Genomic DNA, 24,599 nt, shown 5'->3' with positions numbered 1-24,599 from the left:
ATTGGGGCCCGGCCTCGGATGATGAATCCGAGGCCGGGCCTTTGTCATTTCCGGCCCTGGGGTAGAGTCGGCCCGCGACATCGGCACTGGGCCCCTCGGGATCGTAGCTGCCGGCAGCCAAACGTACACGCACAGACATCAGCAGGAGGGGCCCCGGTGGAGGTCCAGGAGACACGGGTGCAAACGGATCGGATCTTCACGATCCCCAACATCCTGAGTATGGCGCGCCTGGTCGGTGTTCCGGTGTTCCTGTGGCTGATTCTGTGGCCCGAGTTCGGCGGGCCGAAGGCCGACGGATGGGCACTCCTCGTGCTCGCCTTCAGCGGGGTGAGTGACTACCTCGACGGCAAGCTGGCCCGGCGCTGGAATCAGATCAGCGAACTGGGCCGGGTGCTGGACCCCGCGGCCGACCGCCTGTACGTGCTGTCCACCCTGGTGGGCCTGACCTGGCGCGGCATCCTGCCGCTGTGGCTCACCGTGCTGCTGCTGGCCCGGGAGGCCATGATGGCGGTGATGCTGCTGATTCTGCGGAGGCACCGCTACGGCCCACCCCAGGTGAACTTCATCGGGAAAGCGGCTACCTTCAACCTCATGTACGCCTTTCCGCTGCTGCTGTTGAGCGACGGCAGCGGGTGGGTCGCGAGCGTGGCGACTGTTTTCGGCTGGGCGTTCGCGGGTTGGGGTACAACCCTGTACTGGTGGGCAGGGTTCCTCTATGTGGTGCAGGTCCGGCGACTTGTCAGGACGGACGCCACGGCTGGCTGAGTCACGAGGAGGACGTTTCCATATGAAGGCGGTTGTAATGGCCGGCGGCGAGGGCACACGCCTTCGCCCCATGACGTCGAGTATGCCGAAACCGCTGCTGCCGGTGGTGAATCGCCCCATCATGCAGCACGTTCTCAATCTGCTCAAGCGGCACGGGCTCACCGAGACAGTGGTCACCGTCCAGTTCCTGGCGTCCCTGGTGAAGAACTACTTCGGGGACGGCGAGGAATTGGGCATGGAGCTCTCCTACGCCAACGAGGAAAAGCCACTGGGAACGGCGGGCAGCGTCAAGAACGCCGAGGAGGCGCTCAAGGACGACGCGTTCCTGGTGATCTCGGGAGACGCCCTGACGGATTTCGACCTGACCGAACTGATCGCGTTCCACAAGGAGAAGGGCGCCCTCGTCACGGTGTGCCTGACCCGGGTGCCGAATCCGCTGGAGTTCGGCATCACCATCATCGACGACGACGGCAAGGTCGAGCGCTTCCTGGAGAAGCCGACCTGGGGCCAGGTCTTCTCGGACACCGTCAACACCGGTATCTACGTGATGGAACCCGAGGTGTTCGACTACGTCGAGCCCGATGTTCCGGTGGACTGGTCCGGCGATGTCTTCCCGCAGCTGATGAAGGAGGGCAAGCCGGTCTACGGCTTCGTCGCCGAGGGCTACTGGGAGGACGTGGGTACCCACGAGAGCTATGTGAAGGCCCAGGCGGACGTGCTGGAGGGCAAGGTCGACGTCGACATCGACGGCTTCGAGATCTCGCCCGGCGTGTGGGTCGCCGAGGGTGCCGACGTGCACCCGGACGCGACGCTCCGCGGTCCGCTCTACATCGGCGACTATGCGAAGGTCGAGGCCGGCGCGGAGATCCGCGAGCACAGCGTCATCGGCTCCAACGTCGTGGTGAAGACCGGCGCGTTCCTGCACAAGGCGGTGATCGCCGACAACGTGTACGTCGGTCCGCAGACGAACCTGCGCGGCTGCGTCATCGGCAAGAACACCGACGTGATGCGGGCCGCGCGGATCGACGAGGGCGCGGTCATCGGCGACGAGTGCCTGATCGGCGAGGAGTCGATCATCGCGGGCACCGTACGGGTCTACCCGTTCAAGACCGTCGAGGCCGGCGCGTTCGTCAACACCTCGGTGATCTGGGAGTCCCGCGGGCAGGCGCACCTGTTCGGCGCGCGCGGCGTCTCCGGCATCCTGAACGTGGAGATCACCCCGGAGTTGGCGGTACGGCTGGCGGGCGCGTACGCGACGACGCTGAAGAAGGGCGCCACGGTCACCACGGCCCGTGACCACTCCCGCGGTGCCCGGGCGCTGAAGCGGGCGGTCATCTCGGCGCTCCAGGCGAGCGCGATCGACGTCCGCGACCTGGAGAACGTGCCGATGCCGGTGGCCCGGCAGCAGACCGCGCGCGGCAGTGCCGGCGGCATCATGATCAGAACCAGCCCCGGGCGCCCGGACTCGCTGGACATCATGTTCTTCGACGAGCGCGGCGCGGACCTGTCGGGTGCCGGGCAGCGCAAGCTGGACCGGGTGTTCTCGCGGCAGGAGTACCGCCGGGCGTTCCCCGGCGAGATCGGCGACCTGACCTTCCCCGCGACGGTCTTCGACTCGTACACCGGTGCGCTGCTGCGGGCGGTGGACACCACCGGGATCGCCGACGCCGGGCTGAAGGTCGTGGTGGACGCGGCCAACGGCAGCGCGGGTCTGGTGCTGCCGAGCCTGCTCGGCCGGCTGGGCGTGGACGCGCTGACCATCAACCCCGGGCTGGACGAGGCGCGGCCGACCGAGACCGAGCAGAGCCGTCGGGCCGGGCTGGTGCGGCTCGGTGAGATCGTCTCCTCGGCGCGTGCCGCGTTCGGGGTGCGCTTCGACCCGGTCGGCGAGCGGATGTCGCTGGTCGACGAGCGGGGCCGGATCGTGGAGGACGACCGGGCGCTGCTGGTGCTGCTCGACCTGGTGGCGGCGGAGCGGCGCAGCGGCCGGGTGGCGCTGCCGGTGACCACCACCCGGATCGCCGAGCAGGTCGCCGCCTACCACGGCACCCAGGTGACGTGGACGACGACGTCGCCGGACGACCTGACGCGGGTGGGCCGGGACGAGGGCACGATCTTCGGCGGTGACGGGCGCGGCGCTTACATGGTGCCCGAGTTCAGCAGTGTCTTCGACGGCACGGCGGCGTTCGTGCGGCTGATCGGCCTGGTGGCCAGGACGCAGCTCACGCTGAGCCAGATCGACGCCCGTATCCCCAAGGCGCACGTGCTCAAGCGGGACGTGCCGACGCCGTGGGCGGTGAAGGGCTCGGTGATGCGGCGGGTGGTCGAGGAGGCCGGCGACCGGTCGGTGGACACCACCGACGGGGTGCGGGTGGTGGAGTCCGACGGCCGGTGGGTGATGGTGCTGCCGGACCCGGCGGAGGCCGTCACGCACCTGTGGGCCGAGGGGCCGGACGACGCGTCCGCGCAGGCGCTGCTGGACGAGTGGTCCGAGGTGGTGGAGAGCGCCGGTCCGTGACCGGTTCCGAGGGTCCCTGGCGGGTACCGCGACCGGTCGGCAGGTGACCGGTACGTGATCGGCGGGTGAGCGGCAACCGGTCGGCTTCCGGCAGCATTGCGGTCGGAATGCCGACCGGGGCCGACCCGAACCGGTCGCGCGGTGTGAACGGCGCGTCGGCGGGGGCCCGTTCGAAAGTGGGCGCCGCGACGTGCGACGATGTGCGGCATGCCGCAGCAGCAACCCGATCGGAGTAACCCCGTGCCCGGGGCCGCCCCGCGACGCCTCGACGCGTCGATGTCGCTGCTGACGAACATCATCGAGCACAGCCTCGACGACGGGTACGCGCAGGCCGCGGCCCGGCGCGGGCAGGTCGGCACGTCGCGGCTGCCGAAGGCGCTGGGCGGGAAGTTGGGGCTGGCGGCCGGTCTGGTGCTGGCCGCGCTGGTGGTGACGCTCGGTGCCGCGCAGGCGCGGGTGTCGGCGCCCACGGTCGCCAAGGAGCGGCAGAACCTCATCGACCGTATCCGGACCGAGACCAAGAGCACCGACGGGTTGCAGCAGAACGTCGACGCGCTGCGTGCCACCGTCTCCGCGGAGCAGCAGGCCGCGTTGAAGCGGAAGGGCGACGGCGGGGAGCGGCTGGTCGAACTGCTCGCCGCCGCCACGCCGGTGCACGGTCCGGGGGTGAAGCTGGTCGTCAACGACGCCGAGGAAGCCTCTGAAGGGGGCACCGGCGGCCCGCGGGAGAGCAGTGGCTTCTCCGACACCGGGCGGGTCCGCGACCGCGACATGCAGCACGTGGTCAACGGGCTGTGGGACTCGGGCGCCGAGGCGATCTCGGTCAACGGCGAGCGGCTGACGGCGCTGTCGGCGATCCGGGCCGCCGGGGACGCCATACTGGTCGACAACAAGCCGCTGGTGCCGCCGTACACGGTGCTGGCGATCGGGGACGGGAAGCGGTTGGGCACGGCGTTCCAGCACAGCGCGGACGGGGACTACCTGCACGTGCTGGTGGCGAACTACGGCATCAGATCGAGCCTGAGCGTGCAGGGGGACGTACACCTGCCCGCCGCGCCCTCGCTGATCCTGCGGTACGCCACACCGGGCGCGTCCACGACGCCGCCGAAGACGCCGTCCAACGGGAAGGGTTGACGAAGTGATCGCCGTACTTGGCCTCGTCGTGGGGGTCGTGGTCGGGCTGGTGGTGCGCCCGGTGGTGCCCTCGGGTGTCGAGCCGTACCTGCCGATCGCCGTCGTGGCCGCGCTCGACGCCGTCTTCGGCGGGCTGCGTGCCATGCTGGACGGCATCTTCGACGACAAGGTCTTCGTGGTCTCCTTCCTGTCCAACGTGGTGGTGGCGGCGCTGATCGTCTTCCTGGGCGACAAGCTCGGGGTCGGCGCGCAGCTGTCGACCGGTGTGGTGGTCGTCCTCGGCATCCGGATCTTCTCCAACGCCGCCGCGATCCGCCGGCACGTCTTCCGGGCGTGAGGTCCGGATGAGCGACGAGCAGGAGAACCAGGAGAACAACGGGGACTGCGGCGTGCAGCCGGGTGCGGGGGAGCAGGAGCGGGAGAAGCCGGCCGCCGCACCGGGGAGCGGGCGGCAGCGCCTGCTGGCCGGGCTGTGGCCGCCGCGGCTGACCCGCGCCCAACTCATCGTCGCGGTGCTGCTGTTCGTGCTGGGGCTGGGGCTGGCCATCCAGGTGCGCACCACCAGCGACGACAACAGCACGCTGCGCGGGGCGCGCCAGGAGGACCTGGTCCGCATCCTGACCGAGCTGGACAACCGCGGCCAGCGGCTCCAGGACGAGAAGCGCGGACTGGAGAACCAGCGCAGCGAGTTGGAGACCAGTTCCGACCAGGCCGCCGAGGCGCTCAAGCAGACGCAGGAGAAGGCGCGGGAACTCGGTGTGCTGGCCGGTACGGTGGCGGCTCAGGGCCCGGGGATCACCCTGACGGTCAGGGACCCGCACGGCCAGGTCGAGGCCGACTCGCTGCTGGACACCGTCCAGGAGCTGCGTGCGGCCGGCGCGGAGGCGATCCAGGTCAACAACGTACGTGTCGTCAGCGACACTTACTTCACCGACGGCACCGACAGTGTGCTGGTCGACGGGCACCAATTGGCCCAGCCGTACGTCTTCAAAGTCATCGGCAACCCACCGGACCTCGAGCCGGCGCTGAACATCCCCGGAGGGGTGGTGCAGACGCTGGAGAAGGAGCAGGCGAGTGCTGATGTGGTCAGGTCGCAGAAGATCGTCGTGGACGCCTTGCGGCCGTCGAAGCAGCCTGACTACGCTCGGTCATCCCAGTGAGGATGGGGTCGGGGATCTGGCCGGGTGCTGAGTGGTGGAAACTGTGAGTAGTGAGAGTTCGTCCTGCCCCACGGGCGGGTCTGCTTCTTTCAAGGGGAATCGCCCGTGAAGTTGTTTGGGAAGTTGTTCGGCAAGAGCGCCCGCCAGTCGGGTGACCCGGCCACGGCACGCCACCGTGCGCCGCGCAGCGGGGCGGAGGACGTCGGCCAGCCGGCCGAGCGTCCGCTGTTCCGCGCGGACCCGTCGCAGGAGGGCGGCGGGTTTTCGGCTGCGCCCGGCGTGGCGCCTGTTGACCCCGGTTCGGCCCCGCGCATAGGTTTCGGGGAATCGTCGGCCTCGGACACGGGTGGTGAGCACGGCGTGCTGGTCTGCGGCAGGTGCGGGCACCAGAACGCGGCGGCGAGCCGGTTCTGCAACAACTGCGGCGCTCCGTTGCGCGGCGGGCAGGCCGCGGCGCCCTTCGAGCGGCCCTCGGAGACCACGTCGACGATCTCGATCTCCAGCATCGAGGCGTACGAGGCGGAGGCGACGGGGCAGACCCCGATGCCGTCGCTCTCCCCGGAGGCGCAGGCGGCCGTGGCGGCGCTGCCGCCGGGTTCGGCCCTGCTGGTGGTGCGGCGCGGACCGAACTCCGGCAGCCGCTTCCTGCTGGACGGTGAGCTGACCACCGCCGGCCGGCACCCGCAGAGCGACATCTTCCTGGACGACGTGACGGTCTCGCGCCGCCATGTGGAGTTCCGGCGCGGCGCCGACGGCGTGTTCACCGTCTCCGACGTCGGCAGCCTCAACGGCACCTACGTCAACCGGGAGCGGATCGACGCGGTGCAGCTGTCCAACGGGGACGAGGTGCAGATCGGCAAGTACCGGCTGGTCTTCTACGCGAGCCAGGCGGGTGTCTGACCCTCCCGCCGCACGGTCCCAGGGAAGGTGTGCATGCCGAGAACGTCAGGCGGTGCCGGTGACGGCACCGCCGCCGTCTCCGCCGGGGACGACGGCGCCCTGCTGAGCATCGGCGCGGTGCTCTCCCGGTTGCAGGACGAGTTCCCCGAGGTCACCATCTCCAAGATCCGCTTCCTGGAGGCGGAGGGGCTGGTGGAGCCGCAGCGCACCCCCTCGGGGTACCGGAAGTTCAACGGGGCGGATGTCGACCGCCTGGCGTACGTCCTGCGGGTGCAGCGCGACCACTACCTGCCGCTGCGGGTGATTCGGGAGCACCTGGACGCCATGGACCGGGGCGAGCCGGTCGCGCTGCCCGGCCCGGGTGAGTCGCGTGAGGCGCTGGAGGGCTCCCTGGAGCCCGAGGAGCCCGCGCGGATGCGGATCGGCCGGGACGAGCTGCTGGCCGCCACGGGGGCCGACGGCGACGCGCTCGCGGAGTGGGAGTCGTACGGGCTGATCGCGGCGGACTCCCGGGGCGGTTACGACGCCGACGCGGTGAACGTGGCCCGGCTGATCGTGGACCTCGGCCGGTTCGGGCTGGAGCCGCGCCATCTGCGCGCGGTGAAGGCGGCCGCCGAGCGGGAGGCGGGCCTGGTCGAGCAGGTGGTGGCGCCGTTGCGGCTGCACCGCAACCCGCAGACGCGGCTGCACGCGGAGGCGACCGCCCGGGAACTGGCCACGCTGTCGGTGCGGCTGCACGCGGCGATGGTGCAGTCGGCGCTGCGGGTCCGGCTGGACTGACCCTCCGGCGGCCGACCGGCACCGGATTTCGGCCGGATCGCGGCCGGAAGTGCCGCCCGGGGCGGCCGGCAGGGGGAGAGCCGCCGGGCGGAGGGGGCTCCGGATGGCTTTCGGGCCGCGCCCGGGGCCTGCCCGACTACCCAAACCCCGCGGGCACGGCCTAGGGTTGCTGTGTGAACGAGCTCGACGTTGTGGGTGTCCGGGTCGAAATGCCCTCCAACCAACCGATCGTGCTCCTGCGTGAAGTAGGAGGCGACCGGTACCTGCCCATCTGGATCGGGCCGGGAGAGGCGACGGCCATCGCATTCGCGCAGCAGGGCATGACCCCTGCGCGACCGCTGACTCACGACCTCTTCAAGGACGTGCTCGAGGCGGTGGGACAGACGCTGACGGAGGTGCGTATCACCGACCTGAGGGACGGCGTGTTCTACGCGGAGCTGGTCTTCGCCGGCGGGGTCGAGGTCAGTGCCCGCCCGTCCGACGCCATAGCGCTCGCCCTGCGCACCGGTACGCCGATCTACGGCAGCGAAGGTGTGCTGGACGACGCGGGGATCGCGATCCCGGACGAGCAGGAGGACGAGGTCGAGAAGTTCCGCGAGTTCCTCGACCAGATCTCGCCCGAGGACTTCGGGACCAGCAACCAGTAGGCCCGGACGTCGCCGCCGTGCGGCGGTGGGCCCGGCTCGCGGGCCGGGCCGCTGCGGGCTGCCCGGATGGGGGCAATATTGCCGCCGCGGGGGCATTCGGAACTGGGTTCCCGCTGTGCAATCAGATCAAACCACTCCTGGGGTGAATTTCACTCGGCGTGCCGAGCGTGGCGATCGTTGACGCACGTGTGACGACTGCCTACCGTCAGAGGGAAAGTCCGGTGGCACGTGCACGCGGCCAGTGGACGCGAAGGGGACGGAGGGCGTCGTGAGAAGTACCGGCGACGGTTTGGCGACCGGCGGCCCGTATCCGGCCCGGGGGACACTGGCTCCCGCGGCGGTGGGCGCCGACGGCGGCCCGCCGGCTGAGACGCCGCCCGAGCAGGTCGGCTACCGGGGCCCTGCGGCCTGCGCCGCGACGGGCATCACCTACCGCCAGCTCGACTACTGGGCCCGGACCGGCCTCGTCGAGCCCAGCGTGCGCCCGGCCTACGGCTCGGGCACCCAGCGGCTGTACGGCTTCTCCGACGTGGTCGTGCTCAAGATCGTCAAGCGGCTGCTGGACACCGGCGTCTCCTTGCAGAACATCCGCACCGCCGTCCAGCACCTGCGCTCGGTCGGCCCGGGCGAGCTGGCCCGGATGACCCTGATGAGCGACGGCGCGACCGTCTACGAGTGCACCTCGCCCGACGAGGTGGTGCAGCTCCTCCAGGGCGGCCAGGGCATCTTCGGGATCGCCGTCGGCGTCGTGTGGCGCGACGTCGAGAGCGCGCTGTCGCAGATGCACGGCGAGCGCGTGGACACCGGCGAGACCCTGATCGGCCACAATCCGGCCGACGAGCTGGCCCGGCGCCGCAACAAGGCGGTCTGAGCCCCCGGCCGCAGGTGCCTCCGGCCCGTGACAGGCCGGCCCCCAAGGCCCGGCCCCGCAAAGGCCCGGCCGGTAAAGCCCGGCCGATAAAGCCCCGCCCCGTAAGGACCTGGCCCCACCCGTACGCCCCGGCCGCGACCCGCCGTCGCCGTACACCTGTACGGCTGCTGTCGGTGGGATGCGGGAGGCTTGGGGGTGTGAGAAGTGCGCCGACGATCCTGCACCTGGACATGGACGCGTTCTTCGCCGCGGTCGAGCAGGCGTCCAAGCCGAGCCTGCGGGGCAAGCCGGTGGTGGTCGGCGGCCTGGGACCCCGCGGCGTGGTGTCGACCGCGTCCTACGAGGCACGTGTGCACGGCGTCCACTCCGCCATGGCGATGGCCCACGCCCGCCGACTGGCCCCGAACGCGGCCTACCTCGTGCCGAGGTTCGGCCTCTACCGGCAGATCAGCGAGATCGTCATGGGCCTGCTGCGCGAGGCGTCACCGCTGATAGAGCCGCTGAGCGTGGACGAGGCGTTCCTCGACCTGGAAGCCGGCGCCTACGCCGACGACCCGCGGGCCGTGGCGCGCGGGCTGCGCGCCGACATCAAGGCCGCCACCGGCCTGACCGCCTCGGTCGGGCTGGCCGGCTCCAAGCTGCTGGCGAAGATCGCCTCGGAGCAGGCCAAGCCGGACGGCCTGGTCGTGGTCGAGCCGGGCACCGAGCGGGCGCTGCTGGACCCGATGCCGGTGCGCACCCTGCCCGGCGTCGGCCCGGCCACCGCCGAGCACCTGCGCCGGGCCGGCATCCTCACCGTCGCCGAGATCGCCCAGGCGGGCGAGGCGGAGCTGGTGCGGCTGCTCGGCAAGGCCCACGGCGCGGGCCTGCACGCCATGGCCGCCGGCGTCGACAACCGCCCCGTGGTCGCCGACCGCGACGTCAAGTCCATCTCCGTCGAGGACACCTTCGACAGCGACCTCACCGACCGCGCCCATGTGCGGTACGAGATCGACCGGCTCGCCGAGCGCTGCGTGCAGCGGCTGCGCGGCGCGGGCCGCTCCGGCCGCACCGTCGTGGTGAAGGTCCGGCGGTACGACTTCTCCACCCTCACCCGCTCCGAGACGCTGCGCGCCCCCACCGACGACCCGGCCGTCGTCCGCGAGACCGCCCGCCGGCTGGTGGAGGCCGTGGACACCACCGGCGGGGTGCGGCTGCTCGGGGTGGGCGTGGCGGGGCTGGCCGACTTCACGCAGGAGGACCTGTTCGCGCAGGCCGAGGGCGAGCGCGCGCTGCACGGCGGCCCCGAGCCGGACGCTCCCGAGCCGCTGCCCAGCAGCCCGCCGCCCGCGGCCGAACGGGCCGACCGCTGGATGCCCGGCCATGACGTCACCCACGACAGCTACGGCGCCGGATGGGTGCAGGGCAGCGGCGTCGGCCGGGTGACGGTCCGCTTCGAGGTGCCCACCGACACCGTGCCCGGCCGGGTGCGCACCTTCCCCGTGGACGACCCGGCACTGCGCCGCAGCGACCCGCTGCCGCTGGCCGCCCAGCAGGCTCACTCCTCGTCGGCCAGCTCCCCGAAGTCCCCGGACGGCGCCGGCTCGGCCGCCGAGCGCGGCACGTCCATCCCGTAGTGGTGGTAGAGCTGCAACTCCTGCTCGGGCGACAGGTGCCGGCCCACCCCGAAGTCCGGGGCGTCCTTGATCAGCGCCTTCTCGTACGGCACCCGCAGCTTGTCGCCGTCCAGCTCGCTCGGGCCGAGCGGCACGAAGGCGTCCCGGGTGAACAGGCCGGTGCGCACCGCGGCCCACTCCGGTGTGCCGGTCGCGTCGTCGAGGTAGACCTCGTCCACCGTGCCGATCCTCGTCCCGTCACGGTCGAAGGCGCGGCGGCCGATCAGGCTGCGCGGATCGATGTCGGTCTGCACGGTCCCTCCAACCAGTCCAACCAACCCCAGGCCGCCGCCGTACGGCGGCCGCTGGTACCTACCCAAGGCCACAACCGGGGCGGTGTCGACTCGGCACCTGTTCCGACCCCTGTTCGGAACGCGCTGGTAGGCTGGACAGCGGCCGTCGACCCCGTGCGGGAGAGTCCTCCGAGAACCCCGCCTGGCGGCGGTTGGCGGAGGGCGCCGAAGGAGCAAATCCTCCCCGGAAACTCTCAGGCATCCGTACCGCTCGGGTGAGGTCACTCTGGAAAGCAGGACCTGTCCCGGAAGCAGAGCGGCCGCCGGGACGCGTCCTCACCGACGGTGAAAGCCGCCCTGTGGGCCGGGGCGGTGAAGCTCTCAGGTTGTGATGACAGAGGGGGAGGCCGTACGGGTGCCCTGGCGGCACCCCCCGAAGGTCGTCACGGACCAGGAGGCCCCCGAAGATGAGTGACCGCCGAACCACCCTCGCCGAGCTGGAAGCAGGCCGGCCCTTCGCCCGCCGCCACATCGGTCCCGACGTCGAGGCGCAGGCCAAGATGCTCGCCCAGGTCGGCTACGGCTCGCTGGACGAACTGACCGCCGCGGCCGTCCCCGACACCATCAAGAGCACCGAGGCGCTCGCCCTGCCGGCCGCCGTCACCGAGGCCGAGGCGCTCGCCGAGCTGCGCGCGCTCGCCGACCGCAACCAGGTGCTCACCCCGATGATCGGCCTGGGCTACTACGGCACCTTCACCCCGCCGGTCATCCTGCGCAACGTGCTGGAGAACCCCGCCTGGTACACCGCCTACACCCCTTACCAGCCGGAGATCTCCCAGGGCCGCCTCGAAGCGCTGCTGAACTTCCAGACCGTCGTCGCCGACCTCACCGGCCTGCCCACCTCCGGGGCCTCCCTGCTGGACGAGGGCACCGCGGCCGCCGAGGCGATGGCGCTGTCCCGCCGGGTCGGCAAGGTCAAGAACGGCGTCTTCCTGGTCGACGCCGACACCTTCCCGCAGACCCTGGCGGTGATCCGGACCCGGGCCGAACCGACCGGCGTCGAGGTCGTCACCGCCGACCTGTCCGCCGGCATCCCCGCCGACGTCGCCGAGCGCGGCGTGACCGGTGTGCTGCTCCAGTACCCGGGCGCCTCGGGCGCCGTCCGCGACCTGCGGCCGGTGATCGAGCAGGCGCACGAGCTGGGCGCGATCGTCACCGTGGCCGCCGACCTGCTGGCGCTGACCCTGCTCACCCCGCCCGGCGAGCTCGGCGCGGACATCGCGGTCGGCACCACCCAGCGCTTCGGCGTCCCCATGGGCTTCGGCGGCCCGCACGCCGGCTACATGGCCGTCCGCGACGCCTATGCCCGCAACCTGCCCGGCCGCCTGGTGGGCGTGTCGGTCGACGCCGACGGCGACACCGCCTTCCGGCTCGCCCTCCAGACCCGCGAGCAGCACATCCGCCGGGAGAAGGCCACCAGCAACATCTGCACCGCGCAGGTGCTGCTCGCCGTGATGGCCGGCATGTACGCCGTCTACCACGGCCCCGACGGGCTGGCCGCCATCGCGCGCCGCACCCACCGCTACGCCGCGGTGCTCGCCGCGGGCCTGCGCGCGGCCGGCGTGGAGGTCGTCGAGGACGCGTTCTTCGACACCCTGACCGCCCGGGTGCCGGGCCGGGCCGCCGACGTGGTGGCCGCCGCCCGCGCCGCGGGCGTCAACCTGCGGCAGACCGACGCCGACCACGTCGGCATCGCCTGCGACGAGACCACCGACCGCGCCGCGCTGACCTCGGTGCTCGCCGCGTTCGGCGCGGACACCGAGGACACCGCCGACCTCGACGCCCTCGACGCGGCCACCGCCGACGCGCTGCCGGCCGCGCTGCTGCGCACCGGCGACTACCTCACCCACCCCGTCTTCCACCGGCACCGCAGCGAGACCTCGATGCTGCGCTACCTGCGCCGGCTCGCCGACCGCGACTACGCCCTGGACCGCGGCATGATCCCGCTGGGCTCGTGCACCATGAAGCTCAACGCGACCACCGAGATGGAGCCGGTCACCTGGCCGGAGTTCGGCGCGCTGCACCCCTTCGCGCCCGCCGACCAGGCCGAGGGCTACCTCAGCCTGATCCACGGCCTGGAGGACCAGCTCGCCGCGATCACCGGCTACGACAAGGTCAGCCTCCAGCCCAACGCCGGGTCGCAGGGCGAACTGGCCGGGCTGCTCGCGGTCCGCGCCTACCACCGCGCGGCCGGCGACCTGGACCGCACGGTCTGCCTGATCCCGTCCTCCGCGCACGGCACCAACGCCGCGAGCGCGGTGATGGCCGGGATGAGCGTGGTCGTCGTCAAGACCGGCCAGGACGGCGACGTGGACGTCGACGACCTGCGGGCGAAGATCGAGCAGCACCGCGACCGGCTCGCCGTGCTGATGGTCACCTACCCCTCCACGCACGGCGTGTTCGAGGAGCACATCACCGACATCTGCGCGGCCGTGCACGACGCGGGCGGCCAGGTCTACGTGGACGGCGCCAACCTCAACGCGCTGGTCGGGCTCGCCCGCCCGGGCCGCTTCGGCGCCGACGTCTCCCACCTGAACCTGCACAAGACGTTCTGCATCCCGCACGGCGGCGGCGGACCCGGCGTCGGCCCGGTCGCGGTCCGCGCCCACCTCGCCCCGCACCTGCCCAACCACCCGCTCCAGCCGCAGGCGGGCCCGGCCACCGGCGTCGGCCCGGTCTCCGCCGCGCCGTGGGGCTCGGCGGGCATCCTGCCGATCTCCTGGACGTACGTCCGGCTGATGGGCGCCGAGGGCCTCAGGCAGGCCACCCAGATCGCCGTACTGAGCGCCAACTACGTCGCCAAGCGGCTGGAGGCGCACTACCCGGTGCTCTACACCGGCCCCGGCGGCCTGGTCGCCCACGAGTGCATCATCGACCTGCGGCAGCTGACCAAGGACACCGGCGTCAGCGTCGACGACGTCGCCAAGCGGCTCATCGACTACGGCTTCCACGCCCCGACGATGTCCTTCCCGGTGGCCGGCACCCTGATGATCGAGCCCACCGAGAGCGAGGACCTCGCCGAACTCGACCGGTTCTGCGAGGCGATGATCGCGATCCGCGGCGAGATCGACCGGGTCGGCGCGGGGGAGTGGCCCGCCGACGACAACCCGCTGCGCTCCGCCCCGCACACCGCGGCCGCCCTCGGCGGCGACTGGCAGCACCCCTACAGCCGCCAGGAGGCCGTCTTCCCCGCCGGCGTGCACCCCGCGGACAAGTACTGGCCGCCGGTGCGCCGGATCGACGGGGCGTTCGGCGACCGCAACCTGGTCTGCTCCTGCCCGCCGCTGGACGCCTACGAGGGCTGACCGGCCCGGCGGCAGCACTGTGGGAAGGCGGCGCCTTCCGACCCGGAAACGGGCGGAAAGCGCCGCCTTCGTGTCCGCAACCGGCCGCGCGGATGGCGCGTCCTGCACCAATGAGCAGCGCGCACGTGAAACACCTGCGGAAGGCCGTCCGGGGCGCAAGACTGGGACCGGCCGCGCGAGAACGGGGGACCCACATGAGCCAGGCAGGCCACGCGACCGACCGCACCATTCACCTCTCGCAGCGAAAGACACCAGTGACCATGTGCAAGCACGAGCCGCAGTGCCCCACCGCCGACAGCGCCGACCGTGAGGCCGCCCTGATCGTGGCCCACCACCCGGAGCAAGGCTGGAGCCTGCTGTGCAATGGGGTGCTGCTCTTCGAGGACACCGGGGAGATCCTGCCCGACGGGCAGATCATCGCGCCGCACCGGCCGCTGGCCGCGGCAGGCGCCTGACGGGGAGTACGACGGGGGCAACGAAAGCCGGTTCCCCCGGGCCTTGCCGCGCCCGGGGAAACCGGCTTTGCTCGTGCCGAAGGCGTGCTCTGCGGGCTACGCGGGCGAGCCGGCCAGCGGCGGCGGGGCGAGCCAGCTGTTGAGCAGCGGCGCCATCTCCACGATCCGGTACACCCGGTGCGAGGCGATCCCGGGCGGCGCCGGGGCCAGCGGGATGACCAGGTCGGCCGGGTCCGGCTGCGCGGTGGCGGCGTCGGCCCGCGGCACCGAGTGCAGCCACAGCGCCATCATGTAGCGGCTCGGCACCGACAGCAGGTGCGGCTGGTAGGTGGCCGGCAGCGGTTCGGCCTGGCGCAGCGCGCGCTCGGTGGAGGCCAGGTAGGGGCCCTCGGAGAAGCGCGAGAACACCCATCCGTCGGGGGTCGCCACGGTCTCGCCCGCCGCGGCCACCCGGGCCCCAGCCCTGATATGGAACCGCCAGCCGGCCAGCCGCGCGTGGGGCAGGCCGCCGGGCACCGACGCGGGTTCGAACACATGGACCGGCAGGGGGTGTTCGGCGTCCAGCGGCCCCTCCGCGGTGCGCAGGGCGGGGGTACGGGCTTCCAGGACCGCGGTGGGCGAACTGAGCGCCGCCAGGACGCTCAACAGGGCGGGTGCGGGTGCTGGGGGGACAAGCAGCGGCATGGTGTTGTCGCCTCTCACTGGGAGACACGTGGTGCGGGCACAAAGCGGTGCGGGCGAGATGCGGACGGCCGCGGTCAGTACCTGGTGAGGGTTACTGCTCAAGCTCGCCCGGCGACGGCGGATACTCTGCCTCGTGCGCGGAGTTTATACGACGTATGTTCGCTCCATGTTTCATCTACCGGCCGCCGGCATTACCCGCAAGGCGGTAATCCGCCTTCCTCCGGACGGCCGCAGTCGACATTGCCGCAGGTTGCCGCGCGGTCGTCGGCGATTTCCGCGGTGTACGGTCGGCCGGAAACATACGGTGCCAATAGGCGGGATTTCCCGCCGTGTCCTGGGCCGAATGTGCCATCGGCACGTGCCCGCTGTCGGCCACTACGGCAAGCGTAGCGTGCACACCCGGTCGAGGTGGGCGTTATCGATCAGTTCCATGGGGCATCCTCCCGTGAGGACCCGCACGAGGAGGGACGCTTCGATGGGGGAGAAGGTCGCGGCCGGGGCGTTCGACCTGGCCGACCGGCGCATGTACCGGAACAAGCTCCAGCAGTGCCTGCTGGGGCTGGAGCGGCTGCTGGCGGAGAAGCGCTTCGACCGGCCGCGCAATCTCATGGGCCTGGAGATCGAATTGAATCTCGCGGATTCCCGCGGGCTGCCCCGCATGATGAACGAAGAGGTGCTGGAGCGCATCGCGAGCCGTGATTTCCAGACCGAGCTGGCCCAGTTCAATATCGAGGTGAACATCGCGCCGCACGCGCTTTCCGGCCGGGTCCTCGACCGGCTCGCCGAGGAACTGCGCACCGGCCTCGGCTACGCCGACCGGATGGCCGGCGAGGTCGGCGCCGGCATCGTGATGATCGGCATCCTGCCCACCCTCCAGGCCCAGGACCTGGTCTCGGCGAACCTCTCCCGCGCCGACCGCTACACCCTGCTCAACGACCGCATCCTCGCCATGCGCGGCGAGGACATCACCCTCGACATCGAGGGCGTCGAGCACCTCGTCTACACCTCCGCCTCGATCGCGCCCGAGGCGGCCTGCACCTCCATGCAGATGCACCTCCAGGTCACCCCGGGCCGCTTCGGGCCGGCGTGGAACGCCGCGCAGGCGGTGTCCGCGCCGCAGGTGGCGATCGGGGCGAACTCGCCCTTCCTCTTCGGCCGCGAACTGTGGCGCGAGACCCGCCCGCTGCTCTTCCAGCAGGCCACCGACACCCGCCCGCAGGAACTGCGGGCCCAGGGCGTACGGCCGCTGACCTGGTTCGGCGAGCGCTGGATCGATTCCGCGGCCGACCTGTTCGCGGAGAACCTGCGCTACTTCCCCTCGCTGCTGCCGATCTGCCACGAGGAGGACCCGCTGCGCGTGCTCGACGAGGGCGGGGTGCCCGAACTGCGCGAGCTGACCTTGCACAACGGCACGATCTACCGCTGGAACCGCCCGGTCTACCAGGTCGTCGACGGGGTGCCGCACCTGCGGGTGGAGAACCGGGTGATGCCCGCCGGGCCGACCGTCGCCGACGTCATCGCCAACGCGGCGTTCTACTACGGCCTGGTGCGCTCGCTCGCCGAGGCGCCGCGGCCGGTCTGGCAGCGGCTGCCGTTCGGCGCCGCCGCCGCGAACTTCGACGCGGCCTGCCGGGACGGCGTGGACGCGGTGCTGCACTGGCCGCGCCCGCGCGGCACCGCGCTCGCCCAGGTGCCGGCGGCCGACCTGATCCGCGACGAGCTGTTGCCGCTGGCCGCCGCCGGGCTGGACGCCTGGGGCATCGACCCGGCCGACCGCGACCACTACCTCGGGATCATCGAGCAGCGCTGCCGCCGCCGGACGAACGGCGCCCGCTGGCAGGCCGACGCCTTCCACCACTACCTCGACCGCGGCCTGGACCGCCGGGCGGCGCTCGCCGCGATGACGCAGCGCTACCGGGCCCTGTCCACCGAGGGCGCCCCGGTCCACACCTGGCCGCTCCCGGGCTGACCGGCCCCCGCCGCACACCCCGCTGCCCGCCCCGCCGCGCGCCTGCCGCCGTACGGGTGCCGGGGCGCGCTGCGGACCGGTCGCGGACATGACGACCCAGGCGGGTGGCGTAGGCTCGCGCGGCGCACCCACCGCGCGAGCGCGGCACCGGTGCGGGGTGGTGCGGTGGTAGGGCGGCGGGCGGGATCTTCGTATCGTGTCCACGACGACACGGGAGGACCGCGTGCAGGCATCAGTACAGGCCGAGGCCGGGCAGCCGGAGCGGCCGCAGCCGCTGCTGGAGGAGCGGACGCTGCGCAGCGAGACGCTGATCGTGCTGGCGCTGTCGCTCGGCGCGAGCGGCGTCTCCGCGGTGATCAGCTTCATCGGGTCGGTGACCCGGCCGGGCGCGCTGAAGGACCAGGCCGCGACGCTGGTGGGTTCGGCGGCGCCCGGCCGCCCCTGGCTCGACCTGGCCTGGCAGGTGTTCTACATCGCCACCGCGCTCGTCCCGGTCGCGCTGGTCGCCCACCTGCTGGCGCGCGAGCGGGTCGGGATGCCCGCGCTCGGCTTCGACCTCACCCGGCCGCGCTGGGACCTGGCCCGCGGCGCGCTGGTCGCGGCGGTGATCGGCGGCACCGGGCTCGCCTTCTACCTGGGCGCGCGGGCCGCCGGGTTCAACCTCACGGTGGTGCCCGAGTCGCTGCCGGCGGTGTGGTGGCGCATCCCGGTGCTGATCGCCTCAGCCGTGCAGAACGCGGTGCTCGAAGAGGTCATCGTGGTGGGGTACCTGCTGCGCCGGCTCGACCAGTTGAAGTGGTCGCCGACTGCGGCGCTGGCCGCCAGCGCGGTGCTGCGCGGGTCCTACCACCTGTACCAGGGCGTGGGCGGCATGGTGGGGAACATGGCGATGGGCGTGGTGTTCGTGCTGCTCTACCGCCGCTGGGGCCGGATCGGGCCGCTGGTCGCCGCGCACTCGCTGATCGACACGGTCGCCTTCGTCGGGTACGCGCTGCTCGCCGGGAAGGTGGGCTGGCTGCCCACCGGATGACGGGCGCCGCGCCGGCAGGAGGCGGCGCCGGGGCGTACCGCGTACGGGCCGCGCACGGAAAGAGGGGTACCGGTCGTGCGCGGGAGCCGGGGACGGGCCGCCCGGCGCCGGGGGCGGGTCAGACGTGCTGCGGGACCTCGTCCTTGAGCATGCCGCGGATCTGCTGGCGCAGTTCAGGGCTGTCGTCGTGGCCGTGCACGGATGTCGCGTGCTCGCTGGCGGCACGGACGACCTCGTCCTCCTCGCCGGAGATGGTGAGGGTGCAGTTCGACTCGCTCGGGTAGTCCCGGCAGTCGGCTACTTTGCGCATGACGCACCTCCTCTCCTTCGTCTCCCAGGGTAGTGCGGGCGCTGCCCGGGACGCGGGGACCGGTGCGGCACGGGATATATGGCTTGACCGGGAAAACCGGGGTGGGCAGGCTCTGCACGGTGACCGGACCCGAGGCTGTGCCCGCTGCCGTGGTGGGGGCGCTGCTGCGCTACCCCGTGAAGTCGATGCTCGGCGAGGCGGTCACCGCTGCCGACGTGACCGAGCGCGGGATGCCGTACGACCGGGCGCTCGCGCTGGTGCACCGCGGCAGCGGCAAGGTCGCCAGCGCGAAGAACCCGAGGCTGTGGCGGCGGCTGCTCACGCTGAGCGCCGAGGCGGCACCGGAGGCGGTACGGATTCTGCTGCCGGACGGCAAGGAGCTGCGGAGCACCGACGCCGACGTGGACCAGCGGCTCTCCGACGTCCTGGAGCAGCCCGTCACGCTGACCGCCCGGCCGCCGGAGCGGGCGGAGCTGGACCGGGCACACCCCGACGAGGTGCTGCGCGAGGGCGTCCGCGCCCGCGTCGGCGTGGACGTGGGACGGCTGGGCGGCGCCGCCCCCGCCGGCACCTTCTTCGACTTCGCCCCGCTGCACCTGATCACCTCGGCCACGCTGCGCCGGATCGGGGAGCTGAGCCCGCAGGGGGCGCCGGCGGTGGCGCGCTACCGGCCGAACATCGTGATCGACGGCGCCGGGAGCGGCTTCGTGGAGAACGACTGGCTCGGCCGGGACCTGCGGATCGGCGACCACCTCACGCTGCGGGTCATCGCCCGCACCCCGCGCTGCGCGATCCCGACCCTCCGGCACGGCGCCCTGCCGCGCGACACCGGCGCCCTGCGGGTTCCGGCGGCCCACAACCGGGTGGCCCCCATGCCCGACTCCGACCCGCAGCCCTGTGCCGGTGTGTACGCGCAGGTCCTCCGCCCGGGCCGCATCACCCCCGGTTCTCCGCTCACCCTCCTCCCGGCGGCCGGGTAGCCCGCTCTGCGCGCCGCCCGCGGCGGCCCCCGCGCCGCCCGCAGCCGCGCCGAGCGCTACCGGCGGACCGCCGAGACCAGCCTGCCGAGCCGCTCCTCGCGGTGCGGCGGGGCGCCGTACGGGCGGCCGTAGGCGGCGGCAAGCCCGCGCAGGGTGTGGTCATCGGCATCCCAGCCGTGCCCGGCCAGCCAGCCCACCGGGTCGTCGGGCACCTCCGAGACCCACAGGGACGTGGCCGAGCCCGGCGCGGCGTCCGCGCCGAAGCGCCTCACCGCGCCGCGCGCGGCCAGCGTCAGCCCCATCCGGCTGCCGGCCGCCGACTGCGCGCCGATCCGGGCCACCAGCCCTTCCACCGCGTCCCGCGGCAGGTAGACCAGCAGTCCTTCGGCGACCCACACGGTGGGCGTGGACGGGTCGTGCCCCGCGGCGGCCAGCGCCGCCGGCCAGTCCTCCCGCAGGTCCACCGCGACGGTGCTCCGCTCGCAGCGGGCGACGGCCCGCTCCTGGCGCAGCACCGCTGCCTTGAAGTCCAGCGGCGCGGCGGTGTCGACCTCGAACAGCCGGGTGCCCTGCGGCCACTCCAGCCGGAAGGCCCGGCTGTCCAGTCCGGCGCCGAGCAGCACGACCTGCCGGACCCCGGACGCCGCCGCCTGCCGCACCAGGTCGTCCAGGAACCTCGTCCTGATCACGATCCAGGACGCCACGGCCAGCCGGCGCCGGCGCTCGCCCGCGTCATCAGCGACGTCGGCCGGCGGCGCGGAAGCGGGCCACCGTCCGCCCGCGGCGGCGAACGCCCGGGCCAGCGGGTCGTGGAACAGCGCGTCGTGCCGCTCGCTCTCCAGCGCCCGCACCCGGGCCACCTCCACGGCCGTGGCCCACACCCCCGATGGCCGCACCGGCTCCCGCTCATCCGTCACCGCGCCAGCCTAGAGGACTGCTCCCCTCGGGGGGCCGGGTCGGCGGCTTCCACCCGGGGGTTGCTCTTCGATGTATTCCGATATATCGTTGAGCTGTCGCTAACGATCAACGATGGAAGGAGCGACATCATGCGTTCCCAAGGACATGCACATGGACACGGAAAGCGCGGACCCGGACATCACGGGTGGGGCGAGTACGAGGGGTCGCGGGCGGCGTTCGGGCCGTTCGGGCCGCCCTTCGGCGGCGGGCCGTTCGGGCCCGGCGGGCGGGGGCGCGGCGGACCGCGCGGACGCGCCCGGCGCGGTGACGTGCGGGCGTCGATCCTGGCGCTGCTCACCGACCGCCCGATGCACGGCTACGAGATGATCCAGGAGATCGCCGACCGCAGCGGCGGCGCGTGGCGGCCGAGCCCCGGCTCGGTGTACCCGACGCTGCAACTGCTGGAGGACGAGGGCCTGATCGGCAGCGAGACCGAGGGCGGCAAGAAGCTGTTCACGCTCACCGACGCGGGCCGGACCGAGGCCGAGGCCGGCCCCGACGCGCCCTGGGAGGACGCCGGTCGCGGCGTCGACTGGGACGCGCTCCATGAGGTCAGGAAGGCCGGCGGCGGGCTGATCGAGGCGTTCCGCCAGGTCTGGGCGACGGGCACACCGGAACAGCGCGACAGGGCGCTGACCGTGGTGAACGACGCGCGCAAGAAGCTGTACCTCATCCTCGCGGACGAGGACATCGGGAAGTAGGACCCGTGGCGGCGCCGGACGGACCGGCGCCGTGTCCGACGTATCCGAGCGGTCCGCCGCCGGGCATCGCGCCCGGCGGCGGACCGCTCGTGCGTGGCAGGCCCTACCCGCCGCTGGAGCCGCGCACCAGCAGCCGGGTCGGCACGATGTAGGAGTGCACGAGGTCCGCCGGGCGCCCGGCCTCGGTGTCCAGCAGCCCGCGCAGCGCCGCGACCGCGGCCTCGCCCAGCGCGCGCTGGTCCTGCGCGACCGTGGTGAGCGCCGGGCGGACCAGCGCCGCCGCGTCGATGTCGTCGAAGCCGACGACCGCCAGGTCCCGCGGCACCGACAGCCCCGCGTCCGCCGCCGCGTGCATCGCCCCGATCGCCATCTGGTCGCCCGCCGCGAAGATCGCGGTCGGCGGCTCGGGCAGGTCCAGCAGCCCCCGCGCCGCCGCCTCGCCGCTGGCCAGGAAGAAGTCCCCCTCGACCACGTAGGAGTCCGGCACCGGCAGCCGCAGCCGTTCGCACGCCCGCCGGTATCCGGTCAGGCGCTCGGCCGCGGGCGGCAGGTGCAGCGGGCCGGTGACGGTGGCGATCCGGCGGTGCCCCAGCTCGTACAGGTGCTGGACGGCCGCCGCCGCGCCCGCCGCGTTGTCGGAGCTGACCCGCACCGTACGCGGGCCGGTGAACGCGGTGTCGATGCCCGCGCAGGGCACCGTGGAGGCGGCGAGCGCGCGCAGGCAGCGGTCGTCCGGCGGCGTGGTCAGCACGATCACGCCCTCCAGGTTGTGCCGCCGCACCGCTTGGAGATAGGCGCCGTCGGGCTCGTCGGCGCCCGCGGTGGTGAGCAGCATGAGGTGGTAGTCGGCCTCGGACAGCGCGGTGCGCACCGCGCTGAGCAGCCCGAGCAGGAACGGGTTGTGCAGGCCCTGCGCCTCCTGCCCGCTGTCCCAGATCAGCCCGATCGTGTCCGAGCGGCGCCGGACCAGGGTGCGGGCCGGCTCATTGGGCGCGTACCCCAACTCCGTGGCCAGTTGGCGTATCCGCGCGCGGGTGGCCTCGCTCACCTCCGCGCGGTCGTTGAGCGCCCGCGAGACGGTGGCGGTCGACACCCCGCTGCGGCGGGCGAGTTCACGGATGTTCACGAGGTACCCGTTCTGCGCGAGTTCGGACAGGAAAGCGCTCCCGTAAGGGTGCGGCACGACAACGGCCTGCGTACAGTCCCGGCCGCCGGCGAATACCGGCGGGGGCGTCCGAGGGGCCGGAAGCGTTTACGGCTCCGGCGGCCTGCTCGGGCCGCCGGGCGGGGCAACCCGCGCTTCCCCCGGTCGCGGTGTGTGATGGACGGTGCCCGCTGCGACAAGGTGGCGGGACGGCGCAAGCGGGCCGACCCAAGCGGGACGGCGCAGGCGGTACGGCAGAAGGGGCACGGCATGGACGAGCAGGCGGACGGCGGCAACAGCCCGGGCGAGGGCCCCGGTTCGGACCCGGCGCGGCGCGCGGACGAGGAACTCCTCGCCCGTACCCGCGCCGTGCCCGTACTCGCCGGAGCGCTGCCGCACCTCGATCCGGAGCGGGTACCGGACGCCCCCGGGCCGTTCTTCGCCCGCTGGCTGGCCGAGGCGATCGACGCCGGAGTGCCCGAGCCGCAGGTCATGACGCTCAGCACGGCCGCCCCCGACGGCGCCCCCAGCGCCCGCGTCCTGATCCTGCGCGGCATCGACACCGCCGGCTGCGCCTACGACTTCGCGTCCGACTCCCGCAGCCGCAAGAGCCGCGACCTGGCCGCCAACCCCCGGGCGGCCCTGACCTGGTACTGGCCCTCGCAGGGCCGGCAGATCCGGATGGCCGGACCGGTCGAGGTGCTCGGCCGCGACGCCGCCGCGCGCGACTTCCGCGGCCGCGGCGAGTCCGCCCGCGCCGCCGCCTTCGCCGGCCCGGTGAGCGCGCCGCTGGAGTCCGCCGGACAGTACGACGCGGCGCTGCGCGCGGCCCGCGACCTCGTCGCCGCCGAGCCGGAGCGGGTGCCGGCCACGCACACCCTGTACCGGCTGCACGCGGCCGAGGCCGAGTTCTGGCAGGCCGACCCGGCGCGTTTCCACGTACGGGTCCGGTACGGGCGGGCGGCCGCGGGGGAGGGGTGGTCGCGGACGCTGCTGTGGCCGTGACCAGGGTCTTCCGGATGATCGGCTTCCGGATCGCCGCAGGTGGGCGGGCGGCACCCGGCGTGACGCTGCTGTCGTGGACTGCCATCATGTCCTGATGCGGTCAACTCAGGTGCGGAGCAACGGTGTCGGGCTCGCCCTGCTGTCGGCCGCGGCCTTCGGCGGTTCCGGGGTGGCGGCGAAGCCGCTCATCGAGGCGGGCTTCGAGCCGCTGCACGTGGTGTGGATGCGGGTGGCGGGCGCGGCGCTGGTGCTGCTGCCCGTCGCGCTGCGGCACCGGCGGCTGCCGTTCCGGCAGCCCGGGCTGGTGATCGGCTTCGGGCTGCTCGGCATCGCAGGCGTCCAGGCGCTGTACTACCTGGCGATCTCCCGAATACCCGTCGGCATTGCGATCCTCGTGGAGTACCTCGGCCCGGCGCTGCTGCTCGGCTGGGTGCGGTTCGTGCAGCGGCGCCGGGTCAGCCGCTCGGCGGTGGCCGGTGTGGTGCTCGCCGTCGGCGGCATGTGCTTCGTGGTCCGGATCTGGTCCGGGCTCGCCTTCGCGCCGGTCGGCCTGGCCTGCGCGTTCGGCGCGGCCTGCTGCCAGGTCGCGTACTTCCTGCTGGCCGGCCACCGGGGGCGCGACGGCGCGGCCGCCGACACCGGCCGCGAGCGGGCGGACGGCCTGCTGGACGGCGGCGGTGACGAGGAGGGCGGGCCGGACCCGGTCGCGGTCATCGCCCACGCGCTGCTGGTCGCCACCGCGGCGCTCACCCTCGTCGCGCGCCCGTGGGACATCGCCTGGACCTCCCTCGCGCACCAGGTGCCGCTGGGCGACGCGGACGTCCCCGGCATCCTGCTGGTCGGCTGGATCGTGCTGGTCTGCACGGTCGTCGCCTACCTGACCGGTGTGATGGCCGTACGGCAGCTGAGCCCGCCGGTCGCCGCGGTCGTCGCCTGCATCGAGGCCGTGGTCGGCGCGGTGCTCGCCTGGTTCCTGCTCGGCGAGCACCTCGGGCTTCCGCCGGTGCTGGGCGGAGCGCTGGTGCTGGCCGGGGCGTTCGTGGCGCAGACGGCCCTGCCCGGCGCGGTGCCGGAGCCCGGCCCGGCCGCACCGCCGGCGCTTCCCGAGCAGCCCGCCGAACCGGACCTCGCGCCGCCGCGGTAGCGCGGGGCCCTGCGGGCGCGGGCCGGCGGATCTGTGGGTCGGCGGTCGGCGGGTCGGCCGGTCTGCGCGTCGCCGCCGCCGCCGGCTTGTGTGATCGCGTCCGTCCGTCGGCCGCGCGACCGCTAGGGTGGTCGCATGCGCTCTTTCGCTGTGCTTCCCCCGCCCGCCGCCTGACGCGGGCGGCGTGAACCG

The 24,599-nt window shown here is 73.1% G+C and carries 23 protein-coding genes and 2 riboswitches; of the genes, 18 read left to right on the top strand and 5 right to left on the bottom strand.

What is annotated here, in order from left to right; genetic code table 11:
* Positions 1-156 precede the first annotated feature (156 nt).
* From clsA to AC3ERT_RS15460, 10 genes are all read left to right on the top strand, one after another.
* A complete protein-coding gene (gene clsA / locus AC3ERT_RS15505) occupies positions 157-765 on the top strand; it encodes a cardiolipin synthase ClsA (protein WP_335984268.1) in 609 nt (202 codons plus the stop codon).
* A gap of 22 nt (positions 766-787) precedes the next feature.
* The gene (locus AC3ERT_RS15500) at positions 788-3,283 is read left to right on the top strand and encodes a sugar phosphate nucleotidyltransferase (protein ID WP_335984270.1); all 2,496 of its coding nucleotides are present in this window, start codon (positions 788-790) and stop codon (positions 3,281-3,283) included.
* A 198-nt stretch (positions 3,284-3,481) separates the two neighbouring features.
* Positions 3,482-4,417 (top strand): DUF881 domain-containing protein, encoded by a 936-nt coding sequence (locus tag AC3ERT_RS15495; RefSeq protein ID WP_335984272.1) that lies wholly within the window; start codon positions 3,482-3,484, stop codon positions 4,415-4,417.
* A 4-nt stretch (positions 4,418-4,421) separates the two neighbouring features.
* Positions 4,422-4,754, top strand: a complete 333-nt coding sequence (locus AC3ERT_RS15490; protein WP_202237672.1) for a small basic family protein — start codon at positions 4,422-4,424, stop codon at positions 4,752-4,754.
* Between the two features lie 7 nt (positions 4,755-4,761).
* Positions 4,762-5,577, top strand: a complete 816-nt coding sequence (locus tag AC3ERT_RS15485) for a DUF881 domain-containing protein (RefSeq protein ID WP_435174666.1) — start codon at positions 4,762-4,764, stop codon at positions 5,575-5,577.
* A 105-nt stretch (positions 5,578-5,682) separates the two neighbouring features.
* Positions 5,683-6,477 (top strand): double zinc ribbon and FHA domain-containing protein, encoded by a 795-nt coding sequence (locus AC3ERT_RS15480; protein ID WP_435134678.1) that lies wholly within the window; start codon positions 5,683-5,685, stop codon positions 6,475-6,477.
* A gap of 33 nt (positions 6,478-6,510) precedes the next feature.
* Entirely contained in the window at positions 6,511-7,257 is a 747-nt protein-coding gene (ftsR, locus tag AC3ERT_RS15475) for a transcriptional regulator FtsR (RefSeq protein WP_335984278.1), read from the top strand.
* A gap of 173 nt (positions 7,258-7,430) precedes the next feature.
* Entirely contained in the window at positions 7,431-7,904 is a 474-nt protein-coding gene (locus AC3ERT_RS15470) for a bifunctional nuclease family protein (protein ID WP_335984280.1), read from the top strand.
* A gap of 325 nt (positions 7,905-8,229) precedes the next feature.
* Entirely contained in the window at positions 8,230-8,775 is a 546-nt protein-coding gene (locus tag AC3ERT_RS15465; protein ID WP_335984297.1) for a MerR family transcriptional regulator, read from the top strand.
* A 197-nt stretch (positions 8,776-8,972) separates the two neighbouring features.
* Positions 8,973-10,391 carry a DNA polymerase IV gene (locus tag AC3ERT_RS15460; RefSeq protein ID WP_435174663.1) on the top strand — a complete coding sequence of 473 codons (1,419 nt, stop codon included), beginning with the start codon at positions 8,973-8,975 and terminating at the stop codon, positions 10,389-10,391.
* On the opposite strand, the gene AC3ERT_RS15455 is transcribed toward AC3ERT_RS15460, so the two are convergent.
* Positions 10,313-10,684: a PRC-barrel domain-containing protein gene (locus AC3ERT_RS15455; protein ID WP_335984283.1), complete on the bottom strand. Its 372-nt coding sequence runs from the start codon at positions 10,682-10,684 to the stop codon at positions 10,313-10,315. The two genes, AC3ERT_RS15460 and AC3ERT_RS15455, sit on opposite strands and share 79 nt — an antisense overlap.
* A 146-nt stretch (positions 10,685-10,830) precedes the next feature.
* Positions 10,831-10,943, top strand: a riboswitch (glycine riboswitch).
* Position 10,944: 1 nt separating this feature from the next.
* A riboswitch (glycine riboswitch) is annotated at positions 10,945-11,068 on the top strand.
* Positions 11,069-11,130: 62 nt separating this feature from the next.
* Between AC3ERT_RS15455 and gcvP the strand changes: the two genes are divergently transcribed.
* Positions 11,131-14,028, top strand: coding sequence for an aminomethyl-transferring glycine dehydrogenase (gene gcvP, locus AC3ERT_RS15450; protein ID WP_435174660.1), 2,898 nt, complete (start codon positions 11,131-11,133; stop codon positions 14,026-14,028).
* Between the two features lie 260 nt (positions 14,029-14,288).
* Positions 14,289-14,483, top strand: coding sequence for a DUF5999 family protein (locus AC3ERT_RS15445; protein WP_335984286.1), 195 nt, complete (start codon positions 14,289-14,291; stop codon positions 14,481-14,483).
* Positions 14,484-14,579: 96 nt separating this feature from the next.
* Here the strand turns inward: AC3ERT_RS15445 and AC3ERT_RS15440 are convergent, their stop codons facing one another.
* Entirely contained in the window at positions 14,580-15,167 is a 588-nt protein-coding gene (locus AC3ERT_RS15440) for a hypothetical protein (RefSeq protein WP_335984288.1), read from the bottom strand.
* A gap of 475 nt (positions 15,168-15,642) precedes the next feature.
* Here AC3ERT_RS15440 and AC3ERT_RS15435 point away from each other — a divergent pair, with 475 nt between their 5' ends.
* Entirely contained in the window at positions 15,643-17,136 is a 1,494-nt protein-coding gene (locus AC3ERT_RS15435) for a glutamate-cysteine ligase family protein (RefSeq protein WP_335984290.1), read from the top strand.
* Positions 17,137-17,359: 223 nt separating this feature from the next.
* Positions 17,360-18,166 carry a CPBP family intramembrane glutamic endopeptidase gene (locus AC3ERT_RS15430; protein WP_435134864.1) on the top strand — a complete coding sequence of 269 codons (807 nt, stop codon included), beginning with the start codon at positions 17,360-17,362 and terminating at the stop codon, positions 18,164-18,166.
* Positions 18,167-18,284: 118 nt separating this feature from the next.
* Here the strand turns inward: AC3ERT_RS15430 and AC3ERT_RS15425 are convergent, their stop codons facing one another.
* Positions 18,285-18,476 carry a DUF1059 domain-containing protein gene (locus tag AC3ERT_RS15425; RefSeq protein ID WP_335984292.1) on the bottom strand — a complete coding sequence of 64 codons (192 nt, stop codon included), beginning with the start codon at positions 18,474-18,476 and terminating at the stop codon, positions 18,285-18,287.
* A 119-nt stretch (positions 18,477-18,595) separates the two neighbouring features.
* Here AC3ERT_RS15425 and AC3ERT_RS15420 point away from each other — a divergent pair, with 119 nt between their 5' ends.
* Positions 18,596-19,456 (top strand): MOSC domain-containing protein, encoded by an 861-nt coding sequence (locus tag AC3ERT_RS15420; RefSeq protein ID WP_435134691.1) that lies wholly within the window; start codon positions 18,596-18,598, stop codon positions 19,454-19,456.
* A gap of 56 nt (positions 19,457-19,512) precedes the next feature.
* Here AC3ERT_RS15420 and AC3ERT_RS15415 read toward each other — a convergent pair whose 3' ends face one another.
* A complete protein-coding gene (locus AC3ERT_RS15415; protein WP_435134867.1) occupies positions 19,513-20,337 on the bottom strand; it encodes an SAM-dependent methyltransferase in 825 nt (274 codons plus the stop codon).
* Between the two features lie 165 nt (positions 20,338-20,502).
* On the opposite strand from AC3ERT_RS15415, the gene AC3ERT_RS15410 reads away from it, so the two are divergent.
* Positions 20,503-21,114: a PadR family transcriptional regulator gene (locus AC3ERT_RS15410; protein ID WP_335982019.1), complete on the top strand. Its 612-nt coding sequence runs from the start codon at positions 20,503-20,505 to the stop codon at positions 21,112-21,114.
* 103 nt (positions 21,115-21,217) lie between these two features.
* Here AC3ERT_RS15410 and AC3ERT_RS15405 read toward each other — a convergent pair whose 3' ends face one another.
* Complete coding sequence (locus AC3ERT_RS15405; protein ID WP_335982017.1) at positions 21,218-22,297, bottom strand: LacI family DNA-binding transcriptional regulator; 1,080 nt, start codon at positions 22,295-22,297, stop codon at positions 21,218-21,220.
* A 231-nt stretch (positions 22,298-22,528) separates the two neighbouring features.
* On the opposite strand from AC3ERT_RS15405, the gene AC3ERT_RS15400 reads away from it, so the two are divergent.
* The gene (locus AC3ERT_RS15400; RefSeq protein ID WP_435134696.1) at positions 22,529-23,263 is read left to right on the top strand and encodes a pyridoxine/pyridoxamine 5'-phosphate oxidase; all 735 of its coding nucleotides are present in this window, start codon (positions 22,529-22,531) and stop codon (positions 23,261-23,263) included.
* A 94-nt stretch (positions 23,264-23,357) separates the two neighbouring features.
* Positions 23,358-24,407, top strand: coding sequence for an EamA family transporter (locus AC3ERT_RS15395; protein WP_435174657.1), 1,050 nt, complete (start codon positions 23,358-23,360; stop codon positions 24,405-24,407).
* Positions 24,408-24,599 lie beyond the last annotated feature (192 nt).

Source organism: Actinacidiphila sp. bgisy145 (assembly GCF_057708125.1).
The sequence above is the reverse complement of the archived record's forward strand: the minus strand, read 5'-3'. Positions and strand labels throughout refer to the sequence as shown.

Excerpts from the sequence above, each read along its gene's own strand:
- AC3ERT_RS15500 (WP_335984270.1), top strand. The coding sequence starts at position 788 with ATGAAGGCGGTTGTAATGGCCGGCGGCGAGGGCACACGCCTTCGCCCC.
- AC3ERT_RS15495 (WP_335984272.1), top strand. The coding sequence starts at position 3,482 with ATGTGCGGCATGCCGCAGCAGCAACCCGATCGGAGTAACCCCGTGCCC.
- AC3ERT_RS15485 (WP_435174666.1), top strand. The coding sequence starts at position 4,762 with ATGAGCGACGAGCAGGAGAACCAGGAGAACAACGGGGACTGCGGCGTG.
- ftsR (WP_335984278.1), top strand. The coding sequence starts at position 6,511 with ATGCCGAGAACGTCAGGCGGTGCCGGTGACGGCACCGCCGCCGTCTCC.
- gcvP (WP_435174660.1), top strand. The coding sequence starts at position 11,131 with ATGAGTGACCGCCGAACCACCCTCGCCGAGCTGGAAGCAGGCCGGCCC.
- AC3ERT_RS15445 (WP_335984286.1), top strand. The coding sequence starts at position 14,289 with ATGTGCAAGCACGAGCCGCAGTGCCCCACCGCCGACAGCGCCGACCGT.
- AC3ERT_RS15440 (WP_335984288.1), bottom strand. The coding sequence starts at position 15,167 with ATGCCGCTGCTTGTCCCCCCAGCACCCGCACCCGCCCTGTTGAGCGTC.
- AC3ERT_RS15435 (WP_335984290.1), top strand. The coding sequence starts at position 15,643 with ATGGGGGAGAAGGTCGCGGCCGGGGCGTTCGACCTGGCCGACCGGCGC.
- AC3ERT_RS15425 (WP_335984292.1), bottom strand. The coding sequence starts at position 18,476 with ATGCGCAAAGTAGCCGACTGCCGGGACTACCCGAGCGAGTCGAACTGC.
- AC3ERT_RS15410 (WP_335982019.1), top strand. The coding sequence starts at position 20,503 with ATGCGTTCCCAAGGACATGCACATGGACACGGAAAGCGCGGACCCGGA.
- AC3ERT_RS15400 (WP_435134696.1), top strand. The coding sequence starts at position 22,529 with ATGGACGAGCAGGCGGACGGCGGCAACAGCCCGGGCGAGGGCCCCGGT.
- AC3ERT_RS15395 (WP_435174657.1), top strand. The coding sequence starts at position 23,358 with ATGCGGTCAACTCAGGTGCGGAGCAACGGTGTCGGGCTCGCCCTGCTG.